Raw genomic sequence first — 18470 nt, 5'->3', positions numbered from 1 at the left:
TTACTCCGCTGCCTGTCTGGCGGCCGCGCTGTTGCGATCGAGGATGGTCGAAAGTACCCGGGTGAGTTCGCCCGCCGGATCGGCTACCATTTCCTCTGCCCGCCAAGCCACGTGCTGGTCGGGCCGCACGAGAACGCAACCACTGTCGCCGACTTCGCGGGCGCGCGCCCACTCGCCCTCATGGTCGATGTAGGTGCGGCGCGGACCGATGACGACCGTTGCTATATCGATGCCGAGCGCCTTGCCGGCCTTGGCCGCCGCGGCAGCCCAGCCCTCGCCGGAAATGCCGGTGAGGATCGTGAAGCGGCCCTTGCCGGTGAGATCAAGCGTCGAGTGCTTCTTGCCCGCCTGGTCGTAGATCCAGCAATGGGGAATGCGCGCACCCGGCCATGTCGTCGGCTGGTAGTGCAGTTCGGCGTCCAGTTCGAAGGCCGGTTCCATCTGGCCTTCCGTCACCGTTGCACTCGATTTGTAGCGCTGGTTCATCTCCACGCCGTGTGCGTCGAACTCGTATTTCTTGAAGGCGATCGCCTGGCGAATCGCTTCACGTTGCCGCTCGGCCTGGGGCGTCGCGTCGCATCGGGCGTCCATCGAGGCCTGGATCTTCTCCACATCCGTGCCGCCCGTCATGCCGAGCGCCTCGAAGATCGGGCCGAACTCGCCGATCGATTGGTTGGCGCGCGTCACGATCTGCTTGGCGATCGGCGCACGCTCGACCGAGAAGGTCTCGAGCAGGCCAGGACCCGCCTGGCCCTTGACGACGGCGGCGAGCTTCCAGGCGAGATTGAAGCCGTCCTGGATCGAGGTGTTGGAGCCCAGTCCGTTCGATGGCGGATGCCGGTGGGCGGCGTCACCCATGATGAAGACGCGGCCCTTCTGCATGTGGGTCGCGTACATGTTGTTGACGGTCCAGGTGTTGGCCGAGATCAGCTCGATCTCTAGCTCCGGATCGCCGACCAGCTGGCGCGCAACTTCTGTGGCAAAGGCGTCGTCGACCACCGGGGCGGGCTGGTTGATGTCGTAGCCCCAGACGATCAGCCACTCGTTCCACGGGCGCACCATGCGCACGAGGCCCATGCCGATGCCGCCGACATCGGCGCCGGGCTGCATGACCCAGTAGAGCACCGAAGGTCGGTGCGCGACATAGCGCGAGAGATCGGCGCGGAAGAGAATGTTCATCGACCCGCCGACGCCCATCTGGCCTTCGAAGGTAAGTCCGGCATGCTCTGCGACGCGCGAATTGCCGCCGTCGGCGCCCACCAGATATTTCGAGCGGATGGTGATTTCCTTGCCCGTCAGCCGGTCGAGGCAGGTCGTCGTCACGCCGTCGGCGTCCTGCTCGTGGCGCAGATATTCCGTCGACATGCGCGGCTGGGTGCCGCGCGAACAGGCCGTCTTGAAGAGGATAGGCTCCATGAATGTCTGCGGGAGGTCGTTCATCATGCAGGGCGAGGACAGCTGGTGCTCGGCGCGCGAGAGCGGGTGATTACCCCAGCTCTTCATGCGGCCGATTTCCTCTCCCGCCAGGCTCTCGCAGAAGATGTTCTCGCCCATCAGTTCCTGCTCGGTGCAATGCAGATAGGCTTCCGCTTCCACTTCGCGGCCGAGATCGCGCAGCACTTCCATGGTGCGCTGGTTGGTGATGTGCGCGCGCGGCGTGTTGGCGAGCCAGCGATAGCGGTTCACCGCCATGTTCTCGACGCCATAGGTCGAAAGCAGCGCTGCGGTCGCGGAGCCGGCCGGACCGGTGCCGATGATGAGAACGTCGGTCTTGATGTCAGCCATGTCTATTCCTCCCTGGAGGCAGATGGTTGCTTTGAAACGTCGCCGACGACGAGGCGCCGGCGGATGGGAAAGAGCTGAAGGCCCGTGCGGTCGCTGATCAGGCCCCAGATGCCGCGGGGCGCAAACAGCATGACCGCGATGCCGATGGTGCCGAGCGCGATGAGGTACCAGGTGCCGTATTGTGCCAGCAGCGACTGGAGCAGGAAGAAGACGATCACGCCGATGATCGGCCCTTCGATCGTGCCGATGCCGCCGATCACGACGATGAAGATGACGTAGGCGGTCCAGTCGTTCACCGAAAATGCGGCGTCGGGAGAAATGCGCGCCTTTTGCAGGTAGATCAGTGCGCCGGCGAGCCCGGTGCCGAAGGCGGCCGTGAGGAACACGAACCATTTGATCGGATCGGCGTCGACACCGACCGAACGGGCGGCTTCGGCATTGTCGCGGATGGCGGCGAGCGCGAGGCCGCGCTTGGTGCGCAACAGCCAGTAGATGCCGCCGATGGCGGCGATCGCGAGGGCGAGCGCCAGCCAGTAGGCCAGAATGTCGCGCGCGGCCGGCTCACGCACGTCGAAGAGCGTGGCGATCGCGCCGGTGAAGGGGATCGCCGAGGTTGCCTCGCGTGGCAACGACGTACCGGTGCCACCGCCAACGGCACGCCATTGCGCCACCAGAAGCCGGACGACTTCGGCCAGCACCCAGGTGCCGATCGCGAAATAAGCCCCGTTCAGGCGGAAGGCGAAAAAGGCGAACGGCACGGCAAGCACGAGCGCCGCAACGCCGCCGATCAGGATGGCCGTCAGCGGATCGACCGTGCCGAGAATGACTGAGCCGAAGAGCGCATAGGCGCCGATGCCGACGAATGCCTGCTGGCCGATCGAGACCAACCCGCCATAGCCGGCGAGCAGGTTCCAGAACTGCGCGAGCGTCAGCATGGTCAGGATGAAGAACAGCTCCTGCACGAGGCGGCGCGAGGCAAAGGCGGGGAGCACGATGGCGACCGCAATGATCAGCACCGCCACGACGAGAGCGATCGTCGATGCGCGGGTGCGGGTCTCGACACGGGCGGCGGGAGTGGCGTGCGTGGTCATGGCGCGGCCCTCAATCCACCGCCCGCGGGAAGAGCCCGCGCGGCTTGACGAGAAGGACGAGCAGAAAAGCGACGTGACCGGCGAGGATCTGCCATTCCGGGTTGATCGCGGCACCCACCGTCTGCGCGACGCCGATGATGACGCCGCCGGCAAGCGTTCCCCACAGTGAGCCGAGCCCGCCGATGATGACCGCCTCGAAGGCATAGATCAGGCGGGCGGGACCGATCGAGGGATCGAAATTCGCCCGCATGCCGAGATAGAGCGCGGCGATGGTGACGATCACCAGCGCAATGCCCGTCGCCTGCGCGAAGATGCGGGCGGGGCGGATGCCCATGAGGCTTGCCGTCGTCGCATCGTCCGACGTCGCGCGGAAGGCGCGGCCGAGTGCCGTGCGGTAGAAAATCTGGTTGAGCACGACGATGACGATGACGGCCGACGCGAAGGTCAGAAGCGGCATGACGCCGATATTGAGTCCGCCGATCTGCAGCGATGCCGTGCCGATCTCTCCGGACGGCAGGCGGCGCGTATCTGCGGAAAACGCTTCCTGAAGTGCGTTCTGGAGCACGACCGAGATGCCGAAGGTGACGAGCAGCGGCGGCAGGATGTCTTCGCCGAGAACGCGATTGAGGACGACGCGCTGGAGCACGTAGCCGACCGCGAACATGATCGGCAGAGCGATGGCCACTGCGAGGAATGGCGAAATGCCCAGCACCGAAACGATGACGAGGATGAGGTAGGCGGCCAGCACGATCAGGTCGCCATGGGCGAGATTGACCAGCCGCATGATGCCGAAAACGAGGCTCAAACCCGCTGCAAAGAGAGCATAAAGGCCGCCGAGCAGCACGCCTTGGACGATGGTGTCGAGCCAGTTCATGCGTGCACCCCGAAATAAGCCGCGTGAATCGCTTCACGCGTCAGTTCGTCGGGGCGGCCGGTCAGCGTGACCTTGCCTTCCATCATGCAATAAACGCGGTCCGCGACCTTCAGGGCCTGGCCGATATCCTGCTCGACGATGATCATCGAGGCGCCGCTTTCGCGGATGAGCGGAACGGCCTTGTAGATGTCGCGGATGACGACCGGCGCGAGGCCGAGGGAGATCTCGTCGCAGAGAAGAACTTCGGGGTTGCCCATCAGCGCGCGGCCGATCGCCACCATCTGCTGCTGGCCGCCGGACAGTGCCGTGCCGGAATTGCGGCGGCGCTCGGCAAGGATCGGGAAAAGCGCGTAGATGCGCTCCAGCGTCCAGTAGCCGGACCCCTTGCGCATCTGGCCGCCGATCAGGAGATTTTCTTCCACGCTCAAGGAAGGGAAAAGCCGCCTGCCCTCCGGCACCATGGCGATGCCGCGCTTCATCACCTCGTCGGCCGGCAGCGCGCCAATGTCCGCACCGCGAAAGCGGACGGAGGATGGCTCGTTGCGCAGCACGCCCGAAATGGAGCGCATCAGCGTCGTCTTGCCCGCTCCATTCGAGCCGATGATCGCGACGCATTCGCCTTCGGCAAGTTCCACATCGACGCCGAACAGCGCCTGGAACTGGCCGTAGTGGGCGGTCAGCCCGTGGGTGGTGAGAAGCGTCATCAGACCTCGATGCCCAGATAGATTTCGCGCACTTCGGCCGACGCCATGATCGCATCGGGCTTGCCGATGCCGATCACCTTGCCGAAATGCAGCACGAGCAGACGCTCGACGACGGAGTTCAGCGCGTGCAGCACGTGCTCGATCCAGATGATCGTCACGCCTTGGGCGTGGATCGCCTTGATCGTCTCGACGAGTTCGCCGCATTCGCCTTCCGTCAGGCCGCCGGCGATCTCATCGAGGAGCAGAAGCTTCGGATCGGTCGCGAGCGCACGGGCAAGTTCGAGCCGCTTGCGCTCCAGAAGCGAGAGCGAACCGGCAACCGTGTTCGCCTTTCCCAGCAGGCCGGTCCTGCTGAGCACTTCGGCGCAATCCTTCGCGACGTCGTGTTCCGAGCGGTTGCGGCCGAAAGCGCCGGCGACAAGAAGGTTCTCGAACACCGTCAGTTTGGAAAACGGTTGCGGGATCTGGAACGAGCGACCCATGCCGGCGATGCAGCGGCGCATGGCGGGCGTCTTCGTCACGTCCTCGCCCATGAAGCGGATCGTGCCGCTATCGGGCGCGATGTTGCCCGCGATCAGATTGAAGAGCGTCGACTTGCCTGCGCCATTCGGACCGATGATGCCCAAGGCTTCGCCCTCGGCGACGTCGAATGTGACGTCGTCGGCAACGGTGAGCGCGCCGAAGCTTCGGTTGACCCTGTCGAGCGAGATGATTGCCATGATGCTTTTTCCGGCCGGCGACCCGGGCGTCTCAGCGCCCGGGTCAGCCTTTCTCAGCCGATTGCTTCCATTGTGCCGGCAGTCGGGATGTCCGTCTGGCCGGTGTTGTCGACGATGACGAGGTCGTAGCCACCGCCATCGCGCAGGCGCCACTGACCGCCGACGAGCGGGGTCTTCGACACGTTCGCCTGTGCAAAGGGCGGCAGGCCCGCGCCGTCGAAAGCAACACGGCCGACGATGGTCTGCAGGTCCGACGCGGCGATCGCCTCGGCGACCGCGTCACGGTCGGTGACATCGCTCGTCCGGCCCATGGCGTCGACGGCAACTTCGAGCAGAGCGTGGACGAAGCCGATCGGCTGGGTCCACTGGCGGCTCGTGGCTTCCGTGTAAGCGGCCGCGACCTCGCCGGCGGACAGGCCGTTCAACGACGACTTGAAGGGGTGGTTCGGCGACCACCAGACTTCCGACGACAGATTGTGGCCGGTATCGCCCAGTGCTTCGACAGCCTGCGGGAACAGGATCGCCTTGCCGATCGACGCCGCCTTCGGGTTGAAGCCCTGCTGGCGCGCCTGCGTCCAGAACGTGGTGAAGTCCGGCGGGATCGGCACGCCTGTGACGATCTCGACATTGCCCTGCCGGAACGCGTTGATCTGCGCGGAGAAATCGTCCGTCAAATTCTGGTAGCGGCCCGGATCGATGAGCGTGAAGCCTTGCTCGGTCAGCACCGGTGGGAAGCCGTTCTGCGCATCGCCCCAGGCATTCCCGTCGCCGTCGTTCGGGAACAGGCCGCCAACGGCCTTGTTGGTTTCGAGCTGGTTCCACATGGCCGTGAAGACGGAGATGACGTCTTCCAGACCCCAGAAGAAGTGGAAGCCGTAGTCGAAAGGCCGCCAGCTGTCCGGCGCACCGGGATTGCCCTGCTGGCCGATGAACCATGGCTGCCAAGGCGCGACGGTCGAGATGACCGGAATGCCTTCGGCTTCAGCCGTGGTCGTCACCGGGTTTGTCGTTTCCGGCGTGGAGGCAACGAGCATCAGGTCGACTTCGTCGGAAATGATGAGTTCCTGCGCCACTTCGGCGGCACGGTTCGGGTTCGACTGCGAGTCGCGGACGATGATCTCGAATTCGGCCGCGGCGGCGCTTTCGGCAAAGTTTGCCAGAATGAAATTGTCAGCCTCGGCGAACGCGGCGAGTGGGCCGGTCTGCGGACTGACATAGCCGAGCTTGATGCGCGCGCCTTGCGCGATCGCCGGCATGGGGAAGCTTCCCGCCGCAGCGATAAGCCCCGTGGTGGCCGAAGCCTGCAACAATGTACGACGCGTGATCATGGTTTTGGTTCTCCTCCCAAAGATGATTGGCCAAAGATTGTGGGTCAAAAGGCCGGCGGGTCTCCTGCCCAGGCGGCCTCCAGCAACTTGAAGATCTCGTCGCGACTGACCGGCTGCGGATTCCAATAGGGTTTGGCCGCAGCCAGATCGGCTGCCCGTTCCAGGTCTTCCCGCTTCATGCCGATCTCGCGCAGCGACAGCGGCGCGCCGAGCCCCTTGGCGAATTCGTAGAGAGCCTTCCCCGGCTTTTCGGCGCCGAAAATGCGGGAAATCGGCTCGAGCTCGCGACCGGCTCCACGGGCATTGAAGGCGATGGCATGAGCCAGCACGACGGCATGCGTTTCGGCGTGCGGCAGATTGAAGGAGCCGCCGAGCGTGTGGCAAAGCTTGTGGTGCAGCGCCATGCCGACTTGGCCAAGCACGGTGCCGCAAAGCCAGGCGCCATACAATGTCTTGCCACGCGCCTGCAGATTTTGGGGTTCGCGCACGACCTCCGGCAGCGACACCGCAAAGGCCTCCAGCCCCTCGATTGCCATCAGCGTCGAAACCGGATTGCGGTTCTGCGCATAAAGGCCCTCGGCCGCATGGGCCATTGCGTTGAGCGCGCTCGTCACGGTCATCGCGACCGGCAGGCTGCGAACGAGTTCGGCATCGTAAAGCACGACTTCGGGGCGGACCTTGGGATCCGTCAGCGTCGTCTTCTCGCCCTTCTCCGTCTGGCCGAGGATCGCCGTCACTTCGGAACCGGCATAGGTGGTGGGGATCACGATCTGCGGCAGGTCGGTGCGCAGCGCGATGGCCTTGCCGAGGCCGGTCGTCGAGCCGCCGCCGATCGCCACGATGCAATCCGCGCGCACCTCACGTGCATGCTGAACGGCTTCCTCGGTGATCGCGACCGGGGTGTGCATCGCTGCCTTGGTGAAAACGCCGACGGCCGCATCGCCGATTTCCTGCGCCATTTCCATGGCCGCATCCGCCTGGGGCGGCGTCGAGAGCACCAGCGCACGCGAGCAGCCGAGCCGGGCGATTTCCTCGCCCGTGCAACGACGAACACCCGGTGCGAAGCGCACGCGCACGGGCTGACCGTCGAAAGCGAACTCTGGCTGGAAATGCATCTGATCCTCCCGCGCCGATCCTCCAACCAGCGCATGTGCGGACAATAGCGTAAACTACATACCAGCTTGATCAGATTGCCGGGTCATAACATAACTTATTGCTATGAAGCTCGATCCGCGCCATCTCGAAATCATTGCTGCCATCGTCGACCAGGGCGGGCTCACCGAAGGTGCGACCGCGCTGGGGCGAACCCAACCAAGCGTTTCGCGCACTGTCGCCATGTTGGAGCAACGCATCGGAGCACCTCTTTTCGAAAAAGGCCGGCGCCCGCTGGTCCCCACAGAGCTTTGCCAGGCGCTCGCCGTCGAGGGCCGCAAGATCGGCGGCGCGGGGAAAACCGCGTCTGCAATCGTCGGGACCTACAAGGCTGGACACCGCGGCATCGTGCGCATCGGCGGAACGCCGGTCTTCATGGATGGCGTGGTGTCATCGATCATCGCCGAATTCCAGCGCGCATCCCCACAGGTGCGGATCGAGCAGTCCTATGCCTATGCGGCCGAACTGATGTCTCAACTCGATGCCGGCACATTGGACCTCGCGGTCTGTCCGCTCAATCCTGCCGCCATCCCTGCCGGATTTTCCTTCCAGCCGGTCCTGCCGGGCCGCAACGTCATTGCCTGCGGCATCAACCATCCGCTCCTCATGAAGCGACCGTTGCGCCTGACCGACATCGCTCCCTATGCGTGGATCGCCCCGCCTGCTTCGAGCCCGCTTTATCAGGACATGCGCCATGTGCTGGGCGAGATCGGCGTCACGGATTTCAAGATTTCATTTTCTGGAGGGTCGCTGGCCTCGATCACCAACATCCTGTCGCAGTCGGACGTCCTGACCGTTCTGCCCTATTCCGTGGTGTTCATGGCGCGACGGCAGCGCATGCTGGCTGCGCTATCGGTGCGCATCGGACATCCGGAACGCAGCCTTGGCATCCTGACAAAGGGCGATGTCGAGGTGCGCCCCACGATCCGGCGCTTCAAGCGCTTCGTCGAAAGCGAGTTCCGAAGCCTGGCACAATTGATCATGCAGCAGGAGCAGAACTCGCTCTGGAGAAGTTGAGGCGCCGACCCTTAGGGACGGTACGCTTACCCAAGCATTCGATCAGCACTGGCGGCGCGGGCCACCACCGTAAGGCTGATAGGAATTGTCGGAAACACGGTAGGAGCGGTAGCGGCTCTGGCAATCGCGGACATGGCTTTCAGAACGCCCACCGGCCATCGTGGCTACCTCCGCGGTCTGAACGAGCGTTTCCTCCCGCTCAGCGACTGCCTGCTCATCGGCATGGGGCGAAACGCAAGTCTGTTCGCCGCCGCTATAGGGGCGGTAGGTGTTCGTTTCTTCGCGATAGGACCGGTACCGATTGGAGCACCAGGCGACGTGCGCGGCCGGCAACACCATCGTTTCCGGCTGTTCCAATTCGACTTCGTCGGAAAGGCTCGCCACTTCGAACGAGCCGCTGGACCCAACATTCTCAAGCGGCGATCCGCCTGCGTCGGTCAGGGTGCCCGTATCCGCCATGGCCAGCATCATATCATCCGGTGCTGCGACCGGATCGCCAATCCGCTCATAGTCCTGAGATGCCGTATCGACGCGGCGCGGCTCGACTGCCCAAATTTCAGCAACGTCGCCGGCACGGGCAGGTTCGGCCACCGGATCGACTGCGAGGAAATAGGTTGCTACGGCGAGACCACCAACAAACATGCCGAGCGAAACAGCAAATCCTCCGAGTATCGCGAGTAGATTTTTCATTGCGCATTCCCCATCACTTTTCTGGAGAATGCACGCAAGGCGTGTCCGTTCCGAAATTTTTGGGCCAATTTTCGACGCGGCAAAATGAGTTGCGAATAGTCGGAATCGGTCGGTCCGTTGGGCATCAGCAAAAAGATGGCCGGCTGACTGATCGGTCTGGCCTTCCCCAGCGTAATGCGGCGATGCAGCTTCACCCATCCAGTCCTCCGTTAGATGACGACAGCACACGCCTGGTCGCCGTCGGTCTCACGGCTGCCGGAGCGCTGCCGTTTGCGGGCGGTCTCCTCGATACACTGGTCAGCGATGGGTCTTGGCTGATCACGGTGCAGATATACGGCGCGGTGATCGCGTCGTTCGTCTCAGGGATCCACTGGGGCGCCGCGATGTTCGCTGCACCGCGCATGGCTCCATCGCTCTTGGTCGTCAGCAACGTCATGGCGTTGTTGGCGTGGATCGGAGCCCTCATTGCACCTGAGATCGGCTTTTTCCTTCTGGCGGTCGTATTTACCGCACTGCTTCTGATCGATCGACTGCTCTACAGGGACGGCATTCTGCCATCCTGGTTCTTTCGCCTCCGCCTCGCAGTGACGGCTGCCGTCGCGACGGCCTGTATCCTGCTTGGAGTGACTGCATGAAGCGCATCGCCATCGTTGGCGCCGGGATCGGTGGGCTGACGCTTGCCCACGCCCTCAAGGATCATTGCGATATCACCGTGTTCGAGAAAGGACGCGGCGCCGGTGGACGGATGTCGACGCGGCGCGAAGGCCAGTATGCGTTCGATCACGGGGCGCAGTCCTTCACCGTCCGCACCCCGGCATTCGCCGACTGGCTTGAACCGCTCCGCCACGATGGTCTCGTCGCGGAATGGACAGGACCGCTCTTGACGCTGTCTCACGGCAAAGTGCTCGGACCGCGCTATTCGAACGAGCTCCACCATGTCGCGGTGCCGGGCATGAACGCCATCACCAAGGCACTCGCCGATGGCATAAACCTGAGGAGTGGCATCGACGTCGCTCCAATCGCGTCGGGGAATGGTCCTCACGCTCTGTTCGATGCGGCGGGTACAGCGCTCGGTGATTTTGATCTCGTGATCTCGGCATCCGTTGCCCGCCACGCTCGGATGCTGTTTCCCGCGGCAGCCAAGGAGGCGCCCTTTATGCGGGACGTCGCCATGCGGCCTTGCCATGCCTTGATGGTGGCCTTCGACCGGCCATGGGATGAGGACTGGATCGCAGCACGCATCATCGATGGCCCGCTCGACTGGCTCTCCGTCGACTGCACCAAGCCCGGCCGGGACCGTTCGGTTACCACGCTCGTCGCCCAGACAAAAAACGACTGGTCGCGGCATCATGTCGACATTGCCGCTCCGCATCTCGCGCCCCTGCTGTTCGAGGCGCTCAAGGCTTCGCTGTCCCTGGATCTCCCGGAACCAGCGCTTTTAAAGGCGCATCGCTGGGGTGCTGCTTTCGTGGACGCGCCGCAGCGCGGCGGCCCCTGGCTCGATGTCGACCATGGCCTGGCAGCGACGGGCGACTGGACGGCGACGAACCGGATCGAGGACATCTGCCTCTCCGCGCTGTCGCTCGCTGAGCGGATCAAGGCCGCCTGAGCGTTCCACCGTGGCCCTTTTTTAGGCCATCTGGTCACAGGGGATCGCCGCGTCTATCTTCTCAGCCAATGGGTAGCCTGTGCTTGGAGAAGACATGACTGCAGATCCGATCGTGATCGTTTCACTGGCGCGAACGCCCATGGGCGGGTTCCAGGGCGCGCTTTCGGGCGTGGCCGCGCCGGCGCTTGGCGCAGCCGCCATCCGCGCCGCCGTTGAACGGGCAGGCCTGGAGCCGTCTGACATCGACGAGGTGCTGATGGGCAACGTCCTGTCCGCCGGCGTCGGCCAGGCGCCGGCGCGCCAAGCGGCGATCGGCGCCGGACTTCCGGAAAGCACGCCGGCCACCACGATCAGTAAGGTCTGTGGGTCCGGCATGAAGAGCGTGATGCTCGGACACGACCTGATCGTCGCCGGCAGCGCGACCATCGTGGTCGCGGGCGGCATGGAGAGCATGTCGAACGCGCCTTACCTGCTCGACAAAGCGCGCAATGGCTACCGGCTCGGGCATGGCCGCATGGTCGATCACATGTTCCTGGACGGCCTGGAAGATGCCTATGACAAGGGCCGGCTGATGGGAACGTTCGCCGAGGATACGGCCGAGCACTACCAGTTCACCCGCCAGGCTCAGGACGACTACGCGCTCGCGTCGCTGGAGCGGGCGCAGGCTGCGATCCTGGCCGGACGCTTCGACGACGAGGTCGTTGCGGTCGAGACCAAATCCGGGAGCGTTGCGGTCGACGAGCAGCCCGGCAAGGCGCGCCCCGACAAGATCCCTTCGCTCAAGCCGGCGTTCCGCCCCGAGGGAACCGTAACGGCTGCCAATTCATCCTCGATTTCGGATGGCGGCGCCGCGCTCGTGCTGATGCGGCGATCCGAGGCGGAGAAGCGTGGCATCACCCCGCTTGCGGTCATCGGCGGCCACGCGGGCCATGCACGCCAGCCCCAGTGGTTCACAACCGCACCCGTCGGCGCGGTGCAATCGCTGCTCGACAAGGTTGGCTGGCAGACCAGCGACGTCGATCTTTACGAGATCAACGAAGCCTTTGCCGTCGTCGCCTTAGCAGCGATGCACGAGCTCGACCTCCCTCACGAGAAGGTCAACATCCATGGCGGCGCCTGCGCACTCGGCCATCCGATCGGCGCGTCCGGCGCACGCATCCTCGTCACCTTGCTGGCTGCTTTGCAGAGCCATGATCTGAAGAAGGGTGTGGCGACGCTCTGCATCGGCGGCGGCGAGGCGACGGCGATCGCTGTCGAGCGGTTTTCCTGACCGGTCGTGGTTACGGCCCGCTGAACGCGCATCGGCCGATTGTTGCAACTTTGCAGCTTTTGAAGCAAATCGCGCTCGCATGGGTTCAAACCCATTGCATTTGACCCCGATCCGGCAACATTGTTGCTCATCAGCTTTCGGGCTGGGCAGAGAGGCTGGGGGCGTCTTTGCTGAGGGTCGAGCCGGCAGGACACGTCAAGCGACGCGATCTGTCGGCTCCCTTCCCGCAAAAAATGCATCAAGATTATCCAACGCACGATAGCCCATCGCATCACGCGTCTCGAATGTCGCCGAGCCGATATGCGGCAGCAGGAACACGTTGTCCAAGGCCGCGATCTCGGCATTGCCGCCTGGCTCGTCCTTGAACACATCCAGTCCGGCCGCGAACAGCTTGCCGGATTTCAGCGCATCGACGAGCGCTCGCTCATCCACCAGCGCGCCACGTGCCGTGTTGACCAGGATCGCACCATCCGGCAGCAGCGCCAACCGTTCGGCGTTGATCAGATCGATGCTTTCCGGCGTGGTCGGGCAATGCAGCGAAAGCACGTCGGCCACGGCCAGCAACGACTCCACGCTGTCATGAAAGTTTGCGCCCTTTTCCAGCTCCGCTGGAAGGCGGCGGCGATTGTGGTAGTGAATTTCCATGCCGAAGCCACGGGCGCGCTCGGCCGCCACCTGCCCCACGCGGCCCATGCCCAGAACGGCAAAGCGCTTGCCGGTCACCTGGCGGCCGACCATGAAGGCAGGCGACCAGAAATTCCATTTGCCTTCACGCACCATTCGGTTGCCTTCGGCACCACGCCTCGCCGCGCCCAACATGCACAGCATCGCGATTTCAGCCGTGGCGTCCGACAGCACGTCGGGCGTGTTCGTGACGACGATCCCGCGCGCCTTTGCCGCCTTCAGGTCGACGTGATCGGTCCCGACGGAATGGTTCGCGATGATCTTAAGGCGATCGGGTAGCTGCGCCAGCACTTCGGCGTCGAACCGCTCGGAATGGCAAGGCAGGACCGCATCAACGGTCCGGCAATGGTCGAGCAGCTCCTCGCGCGAAAAGACGTGATCGTCGGCATTGAGCTGCACGTCGTAATCACGCGCGGCACGCTTAAGCACGGCATCCGTCAGCCGCCGCGTGATGAGAAGCGATGGCCGCGTCACTCGGTCGGTCGATCCATGGCTTCACCGGGAGCGACCGGTACGGGCTTCGGCAGCTTCTTGTGTGCAGACGTGAGGAAATCGTAGGCCGCCAGAAGGATCGTGAAGACGATCACGACGCCAAGGTCGATCCGCGGCACATTGACGACAAGGACGCCGAGAAAAACGACGAAGACGGCGAATGCGAAAAACGCCAGCACTTTATCCATGCTTATATCCTTCCACTTCCGATGTGGCAGTTGCCGCGAGTTCGCTGACGAGCCAGCGGGCGGTACGAAGCAGGCGCGCGTCGTTATCGCGGCGCCCGATCAGTTGCAGTCCCATGGGCATGCCATGGTCGTCGGCGAACAACGGCAGCGTCACCACCGGTGTTCCGCACAACGTCCACACGGCATTGAAGATGGGATCGCCGGTGGTCGAGAGGTCGCGCGGTGCCGGGCCAAGCGCTGCCGGCGTGATGATCGCATCACAGCGCTCGAAGACCTCATCGAGCCCGGCATTCAGCATCGCACGCCAATCGAGCGCAGCGATGTAATCGCGCGCGGGCGTCGCCTTGCCGCGATTGATCGTCTCCTGCAGCAGCGATCCGAGCAGCTCGGGCGCACGCTTCTCGAAGCGGTAGTAGAACTTCGCCATTTCCGCGAAATGGATGATCTTGCGCTGCTCGTCGGCATCGGCAAAGGCGGATGGCAGATCGATCTCGAAGCACTGGTCTCCGAGAATGTCCACGGCTTCTTCGATTGCCGCACGCATCTCAGGCGCGGCCTGATCCCAGCCCGGCGGCTTGTAGAGAGCGAAGACCGGCTTCAGAGGTGGCGCCGAGGAGGCGGTTTCGAACAGGCGTGGCGGCGGGTTGTGCGACGTCGCAGGATCGAGCGGGTCAAAGCCGAACAGGACATCGCATAGAAGTGCTGCATCCTCTACGGAATTGGCGAAAACGCCGGCCGTATCGAGCGTCGGCGCCTGCGCCAGCATACCCGTGCGCGGGATTGCTCCGAAACTCGGCTTGAAGCCGACGACGCCGCAGTAGGATGCCGGACGGATGACCGATCCGCCGGTTTGAGAGCCGATGGAGAGCGGCGTCATGCGTGCGGCGACCGCTGCCGCCGATCCGGAGGAAGACCCGCCGGCCGTGTGCTCGGGATTGTGCGGATTGAGGGTCTTGGAAGGCGTGAGAAACGCGAGTTCCGTGGTGACCGTCTTGCCGAAAATCACGGCGCCCGCCTGCTTGAGGCGGTCGATGATCACGGCATCCGAGGACGGCACCCGCCCCTTGTCGATCGCCGTGCCATGTTCGGTCGGAACGCCCTTCGTGTCGATGATGTCCTTGATCGCGACCGGCAGTCCGAACAAAGGTCCGACAGGCTTTCCCGTGCCGCGCTCGGCATCACGGCGCCGCGCCTGGTCCATGACATGATCCTCATCGAACCAGGCGAAGGCGTGCACCCCACCGTTCACCGCACGAATCTGGGCGATGAAGGCCTCGGCCACCTGCACGGCGCGCAAGGCACCGGTGGCAAGTCTCTGCCGCAACTCGGCGGCCGAGAGATGGGGAATTTCCGCGATACGCTTGTTCATGTCACTGGCCGTACAGCAGGTTCGGCAAGCCGTAGACGAGCGATGGGAAGATGTAGATCAGCACCATGCAGACCACGACGATCGCCATGTATGGCATCATACCTCTGAAGATGTCGACCAGCGTGACGTAAGCCGGCGAAACGCCCTTCAGGTAGTAGGCAGACATGGCCATGGGCGGCGACAGGAACGCCGTCTGCAGGTTGACCGCAACGAGGATGCCGAAGAACAGCGGATCGATGCCGAACTGGTCGAGCAGCGGCAGGAAGATCGGCACGAAGATCACGATGATCTCGGTCCATTCCAGCGGCCAGCCTAGGATGAAGATGATGACCTGCGCAAGGATCAGGAACATAACCGGCGACATGTCGAGGCTGGTCACGAAATCCGAGATCAGCTGCTGACCGCCGAGATAAGCGAAGATCGAGGCAAAGACCGCCGAACCGACGAACAACCAGCAGACCATCGCCGTGGTGCGCGCCGTCAGGTAGACCGACTCCCTCAGGCGCTGCCAAGTGAGCGACCGGTATGCTGCGGCAAGGACGATACCGCCGAGCGCACCGATGGCCGCCGCTTCGGATGGCGTTGCCAAGCCGAACAGGATCGAACCGAGTACGGCGAGGATGAGGAAGGCGAGCGGCACGAAGGATGTAAACAGCATCCAGGCGACCTCGGCCGTGGTGTGCGTGCCCAGTTCATCCTTGGCCGGCTTTGGAGCCAGCTTCGGATTGAGAACAGCGCGCGTGATCACGTAGATGAGGTAGAGCCCGGCGAGCAGCAGGCCCGGGACGAGTGCGGCCGCATAGACGCGCACCACCGAAACACCGGATGTCGCCGCATAGACGATCAACATGATCGACGGCGGGATGAGAATGCCGAGGGTGCCACCCGCGCAGATGACGCCAGCCGCATAGGACACGTTGTAGCGGGCCTTCAGCATGGCCGGGAAGGCAAGCAGGCCCATCAGCGTCACGACCGCGCCGACGACGCCGGTCGCCGTTGCAAACAGCGTACAGGTGATCAGTGCGGCGACCGCCATCGATCCAGGAACGCGCTTGGTGGCGATGAACAGTGTGGTGAACAGCCGGTCGACGATGTTGGCGCGCTCGACGATGTAGCCCATGAAGAGGAACAGCGGCACCGCCGTCAGAACGTCGTTCGACATGACGGTGAAGGTCTGGTTCACCAGAAGATCGAAGATGCGGTTGTTGAAGAAACCGTCCAGCCAGAGCTGCATGGACTCAAACGAGCCCGCGCTCTCATCGAGCCGGAAATATTCGCGCCACATGCGCGACGGATCGAAATAAGCGTAATAACCGACGGCAACGCCGAGTGCCATGAGAGTGAACGCCACCGGAAAGCCAAGAAAAATGGCGAGCAGCAGCATCAAAAGCATAGAAATGGCGACGACTTGCTCGCTCATCGGGCTGCGCCTTGCTTCTGCATTTCCATTTCATGCTCTTTCAGGAGTTGTGCGTCGAGTTCGACGACATCCTCTTCCGATTGGCGCCAGAAACCTTCCCGCATGCACAGGATGCAGCGGCACACCTGGGCGATGCCTTGGATGAGAAGAAGAATGCCGGCGGCGGCAATGACGGATTTGAACTGGTAGATTGGGATACCGGCCGGGCTGTTGATGCTGACCTCTGCGTAACCCCAGGATCTGGCTGCATATTTCCAGCCCGTCACCACCAGCGCGATGACGCCAGGGAAAAAGAACAGGATGTAGAGCGTCAGCTCTACCAAGGCCTGCGTCCGCGGCTTCCAGAGCCGGTAGATGAAGTCGCCACGCACATGACCATTGCGCGAAAGCGTATAGGCCCCGGCCATCATGAACAGCGAGCCGTACATGATGAAAGACAGATCGAAAGCCCATGGGGTGGGCGCATTGAAGATGTACCGAACGACCACTTCGTAGCTTACGCCGACGGTCATCAAGATGATCAACCATGCAAAGGCTTTGCCGAACCACGCCGATAGACTGTCGGCGAACGCGATATAGCGGATCATGAAACCACCCAATCCATGTTGCAAAGACCCGGCAGGGTGCTTTCACACTGCCGGGTCCGATAGGATGTCAGGCTGCTACTAGAGAGCCAGCTTGCCTGGGAAGTAGTGCTCGTAAGCTGCCTCGTAGCTCGGCGCGTTCATCAGCTCGTAATAGGTGACGCGGTCGACCCATTCGCGCTGGCTGGCGATGACTTTCGAGATGAATTCGTCGCCTTCCAGATCCGCGATGATGGTATCCCAGGCACCGATCTGGGCTTCCAGGATTTCCGGGGACGTGCGGCGTACGTTGACGCCACCTGCAGCGAGTTCCTGCAAGTCGCGCGAATAGTTGTCGAGAGCCGTGGCGAAGTTCGCCGTGGCAGAAGCTTCGACTGCGTATTCGAGGATTGCGCGCAGGTCTTCGTCCAGATCTTCGTAGAAGGGCCGGTTGAAGATGAACTCGAAGCATTCCGATGCCTGGTGATACGAACCCAGATAGTAGTTCTGGGCCACGTCCTGGGCGCCGAAGCGACGGTCCGACGTTGGGTTGTTGAACTCGAAGGCATCGATAACGCCGCGTTCCATTGCAGGAACGATTTCGCCGCCCGGAAGCTGCGAAACGCTCATGCCCATGGACTGCAGCAGATCGGCGGCCAGACCGACGGTGCGGTACTTGAAGCCCTGGATGTCGTCGACCGTGTTCACTTCACCCTTGAACCAGCCGAAAGGCTGTGCCGGCATGGGCATGCCCATGAAGCCGACAACGTCGAGGCCGAGTACGTCCTGCGTGAGCTCGCGGTAGAGTTCCTTGCCGCCGCCGGCATTGAACCAGGCGAGCATCGTGTGCGGGTTGCCACCGAACACGGGGCCGGTGCCGAACATCGAAGCGCCCTTGTGCTTGCCGTACCAGTAGGCGGACACCGAGTGAGCGACGTCGATGACGCCGTCGGACACGCCGTCCATAACCTGGAACGCGCCGACGACCGAGCCTGCGGGAAGCAGTTCCATCGAGATGCGGCCACCCGACATGGCTTCCACGCGATCGCAGTAATGCTGCGCCATTTCCTGCCAAACGTCGGAAGCTGGCCAGGAGCTCTGCATGCGCACGACCAGCGGTGCCTGAGCCAGTACGGCCGGCGCGGCGAGCGTAGAGCCGGCAGCTGCACCACCGATGACTGCAGTGCCTTTGAGGAACCTACGACGCGATACGGTCTTTGAATCTGTTGAAGTCATTTCTCTCTCCCATTGAAGCAAACAAGCTGTTCTCGTTGTTCTTGTTGTTGGCGGGGATCATAGCCATCACCCCCGATCAATCAACTATTTTCGCCACATTTTCCGAAGCAAACGCAGTGCAACCAAAGTCGTAGATCTAAAGACAAAGATCGCTGCAGTGCACAATAAATGAGTGACCGCCAATCGTTTGATTCAAACGATTGAAGCGACTTCATTGAATGGATCTTTTCTTGGGCGGGGTAATATCGACCGGAGTGTTACTCGACAGTCCATATGATT

The 18470-nt window shown here is 63.0% G+C and carries 18 protein-coding genes; 4 read left to right on the top strand and 14 right to left on the bottom strand.

The window, feature by feature from the left end:
• From GC125_RS06350 to GC125_RS06320, 7 genes are read right to left on the bottom strand one after another with little or no spacing between them, the layout of a single operon-like run.
• The gene (locus GC125_RS06350; RefSeq protein ID WP_151984694.1) at window positions 1-1785 is read right to left on the bottom strand and encodes an FAD-dependent oxidoreductase; all 1785 of its coding nucleotides are present in this window, start codon (window positions 1783-1785) and stop codon (window positions 1-3) included.
• Between the two features lie 2 nt (window positions 1786-1787).
• Window positions 1788-2876, bottom strand: a complete 1089-nt coding sequence (locus tag GC125_RS06345) for a branched-chain amino acid ABC transporter permease (protein WP_151984692.1) — start codon at window positions 2874-2876, stop codon at window positions 1788-1790.
• A gap of 10 nt (window positions 2877-2886) precedes the next feature.
• Window positions 2887-3750: a branched-chain amino acid ABC transporter permease gene (locus GC125_RS06340; RefSeq protein WP_151984690.1), complete on the bottom strand. Its 864-nt coding sequence runs from the start codon at window positions 3748-3750 to the stop codon at window positions 2887-2889.
• Window positions 3747-4454, bottom strand: a complete 708-nt coding sequence (locus GC125_RS06335; protein ID WP_151984688.1) for an ABC transporter ATP-binding protein — start codon at window positions 4452-4454, stop codon at window positions 3747-3749. Before GC125_RS06335 ends, GC125_RS06340 begins: the two co-directional genes overlap by 4 nt.
• The gene (locus tag GC125_RS06330; protein WP_151984686.1) at window positions 4454-5173 is read right to left on the bottom strand and encodes an ABC transporter ATP-binding protein; all 720 of its coding nucleotides are present in this window, start codon (window positions 5171-5173) and stop codon (window positions 4454-4456) included. Before GC125_RS06330 ends, GC125_RS06335 begins: the two co-directional genes overlap by 1 nt.
• Before the next feature lie 53 nt (window positions 5174-5226).
• Complete coding sequence (locus GC125_RS06325) at window positions 5227-6501, bottom strand: ABC transporter substrate-binding protein (protein ID WP_151984684.1); 1275 nt, start codon at window positions 6499-6501, stop codon at window positions 5227-5229.
• A 44-nt stretch (window positions 6502-6545) separates the two neighbouring features.
• Entirely contained in the window at window positions 6546-7616 is a 1071-nt protein-coding gene (locus GC125_RS06320) for a maleylacetate reductase (RefSeq protein ID WP_151984682.1), read from the bottom strand.
• A 103-nt stretch (window positions 7617-7719) separates the two neighbouring features.
• Here GC125_RS06320 and GC125_RS06315 point away from each other — a divergent pair, with 103 nt between their 5' ends.
• A complete protein-coding gene (locus GC125_RS06315; protein ID WP_151984680.1) occupies window positions 7720-8670 on the top strand; it encodes a LysR family transcriptional regulator in 951 nt (316 codons plus the stop codon).
• Window positions 8671-8712: 42 nt separating this feature from the next.
• Here GC125_RS06315 and GC125_RS19950 read toward each other — a convergent pair whose 3' ends face one another.
• Window positions 8713-9360: a BA14K family protein gene (locus GC125_RS19950; RefSeq protein WP_199864473.1), complete on the bottom strand. Its 648-nt coding sequence runs from the start codon at window positions 9358-9360 to the stop codon at window positions 8713-8715.
• A gap of 182 nt (window positions 9361-9542) precedes the next feature.
• On the opposite strand from GC125_RS19950, the gene GC125_RS06305 reads away from it, so the two are divergent.
• The 3 genes from GC125_RS06305 (at window position 9543) to GC125_RS06295 (ending at window position 12239) form a co-directional block, all read left to right on the top strand.
• On the top strand, window positions 9543-9995 hold the full coding sequence (locus GC125_RS06305; RefSeq protein WP_151984678.1) for a DUF3429 domain-containing protein: 453 nt from the start codon (window positions 9543-9545) through the stop codon (window positions 9993-9995).
• Window positions 9992-10969, top strand: a complete 978-nt coding sequence (locus tag GC125_RS06300) for an NAD(P)/FAD-dependent oxidoreductase (protein ID WP_151984676.1) — start codon at window positions 9992-9994, stop codon at window positions 10967-10969. The genes GC125_RS06305 and GC125_RS06300 overlap by 4 nt, the downstream gene beginning before the upstream one ends.
• A 94-nt stretch (window positions 10970-11063) precedes the next feature.
• Window positions 11064-12239 carry an acetyl-CoA C-acyltransferase gene (locus GC125_RS06295; RefSeq protein ID WP_151984674.1) on the top strand — a complete coding sequence of 392 codons (1176 nt, stop codon included), beginning with the start codon at window positions 11064-11066 and terminating at the stop codon, window positions 12237-12239.
• A gap of 195 nt (window positions 12240-12434) precedes the next feature.
• Here the strand turns inward: GC125_RS06295 and GC125_RS06290 are convergent, their stop codons facing one another.
• The 6 genes from GC125_RS06290 to GC125_RS06265 all read right to left on the bottom strand — a co-directional run bounded on the left by GC125_RS06290 (window position 12435) and on the right by GC125_RS06265 (window position 18191).
• Window positions 12435-13397: a 2-hydroxyacid dehydrogenase gene (locus GC125_RS06290; protein ID WP_151984672.1), complete on the bottom strand. Its 963-nt coding sequence runs from the start codon at window positions 13395-13397 to the stop codon at window positions 12435-12437.
• Window positions 13394-13603, bottom strand: coding sequence for a hypothetical protein (locus tag GC125_RS06285; RefSeq protein ID WP_151984670.1), 210 nt, complete (start codon window positions 13601-13603; stop codon window positions 13394-13396). Before GC125_RS06285 ends, GC125_RS06290 begins: the two co-directional genes overlap by 4 nt.
• On the bottom strand, window positions 13596-14972 hold the full coding sequence (locus GC125_RS06280; RefSeq protein ID WP_151984668.1) for an amidase: 1377 nt from the start codon (window positions 14970-14972) through the stop codon (window positions 13596-13598). Before GC125_RS06280 ends, GC125_RS06285 begins: the two co-directional genes overlap by 8 nt.
• A gap of 1 nt (window position 14973) precedes the next feature.
• Window positions 14974-16392 (bottom strand): TRAP transporter large permease, encoded by a 1419-nt coding sequence (locus tag GC125_RS06275; protein WP_151984666.1) that lies wholly within the window; start codon window positions 16390-16392, stop codon window positions 14974-14976.
• Window positions 16389-16979 (bottom strand): TRAP transporter small permease subunit, encoded by a 591-nt coding sequence (locus tag GC125_RS06270; protein ID WP_151984664.1) that lies wholly within the window; start codon window positions 16977-16979, stop codon window positions 16389-16391. The genes GC125_RS06275 and GC125_RS06270 overlap by 4 nt, the downstream gene beginning before the upstream one ends.
• A 78-nt stretch (window positions 16980-17057) precedes the next feature.
• Complete coding sequence (locus GC125_RS06265; RefSeq protein ID WP_151984662.1) at window positions 17058-18191, bottom strand: TRAP transporter substrate-binding protein; 1134 nt, start codon at window positions 18189-18191, stop codon at window positions 17058-17060.
• Between the last annotated feature and the right edge of the window lie 279 nt (window positions 18192-18470).

This window comes from Rhizobium sp. EC-SD404 (genome assembly GCF_902498825.1).
In the GTDB taxonomy this organism is placed as follows: Bacteria; Pseudomonadota; Alphaproteobacteria; order Rhizobiales; family Rhizobiaceae; genus Georhizobium.
The sequence above is the reverse complement of the archived record's forward strand: the minus strand, read 5'-3'. Positions and strand labels throughout refer to the sequence as shown.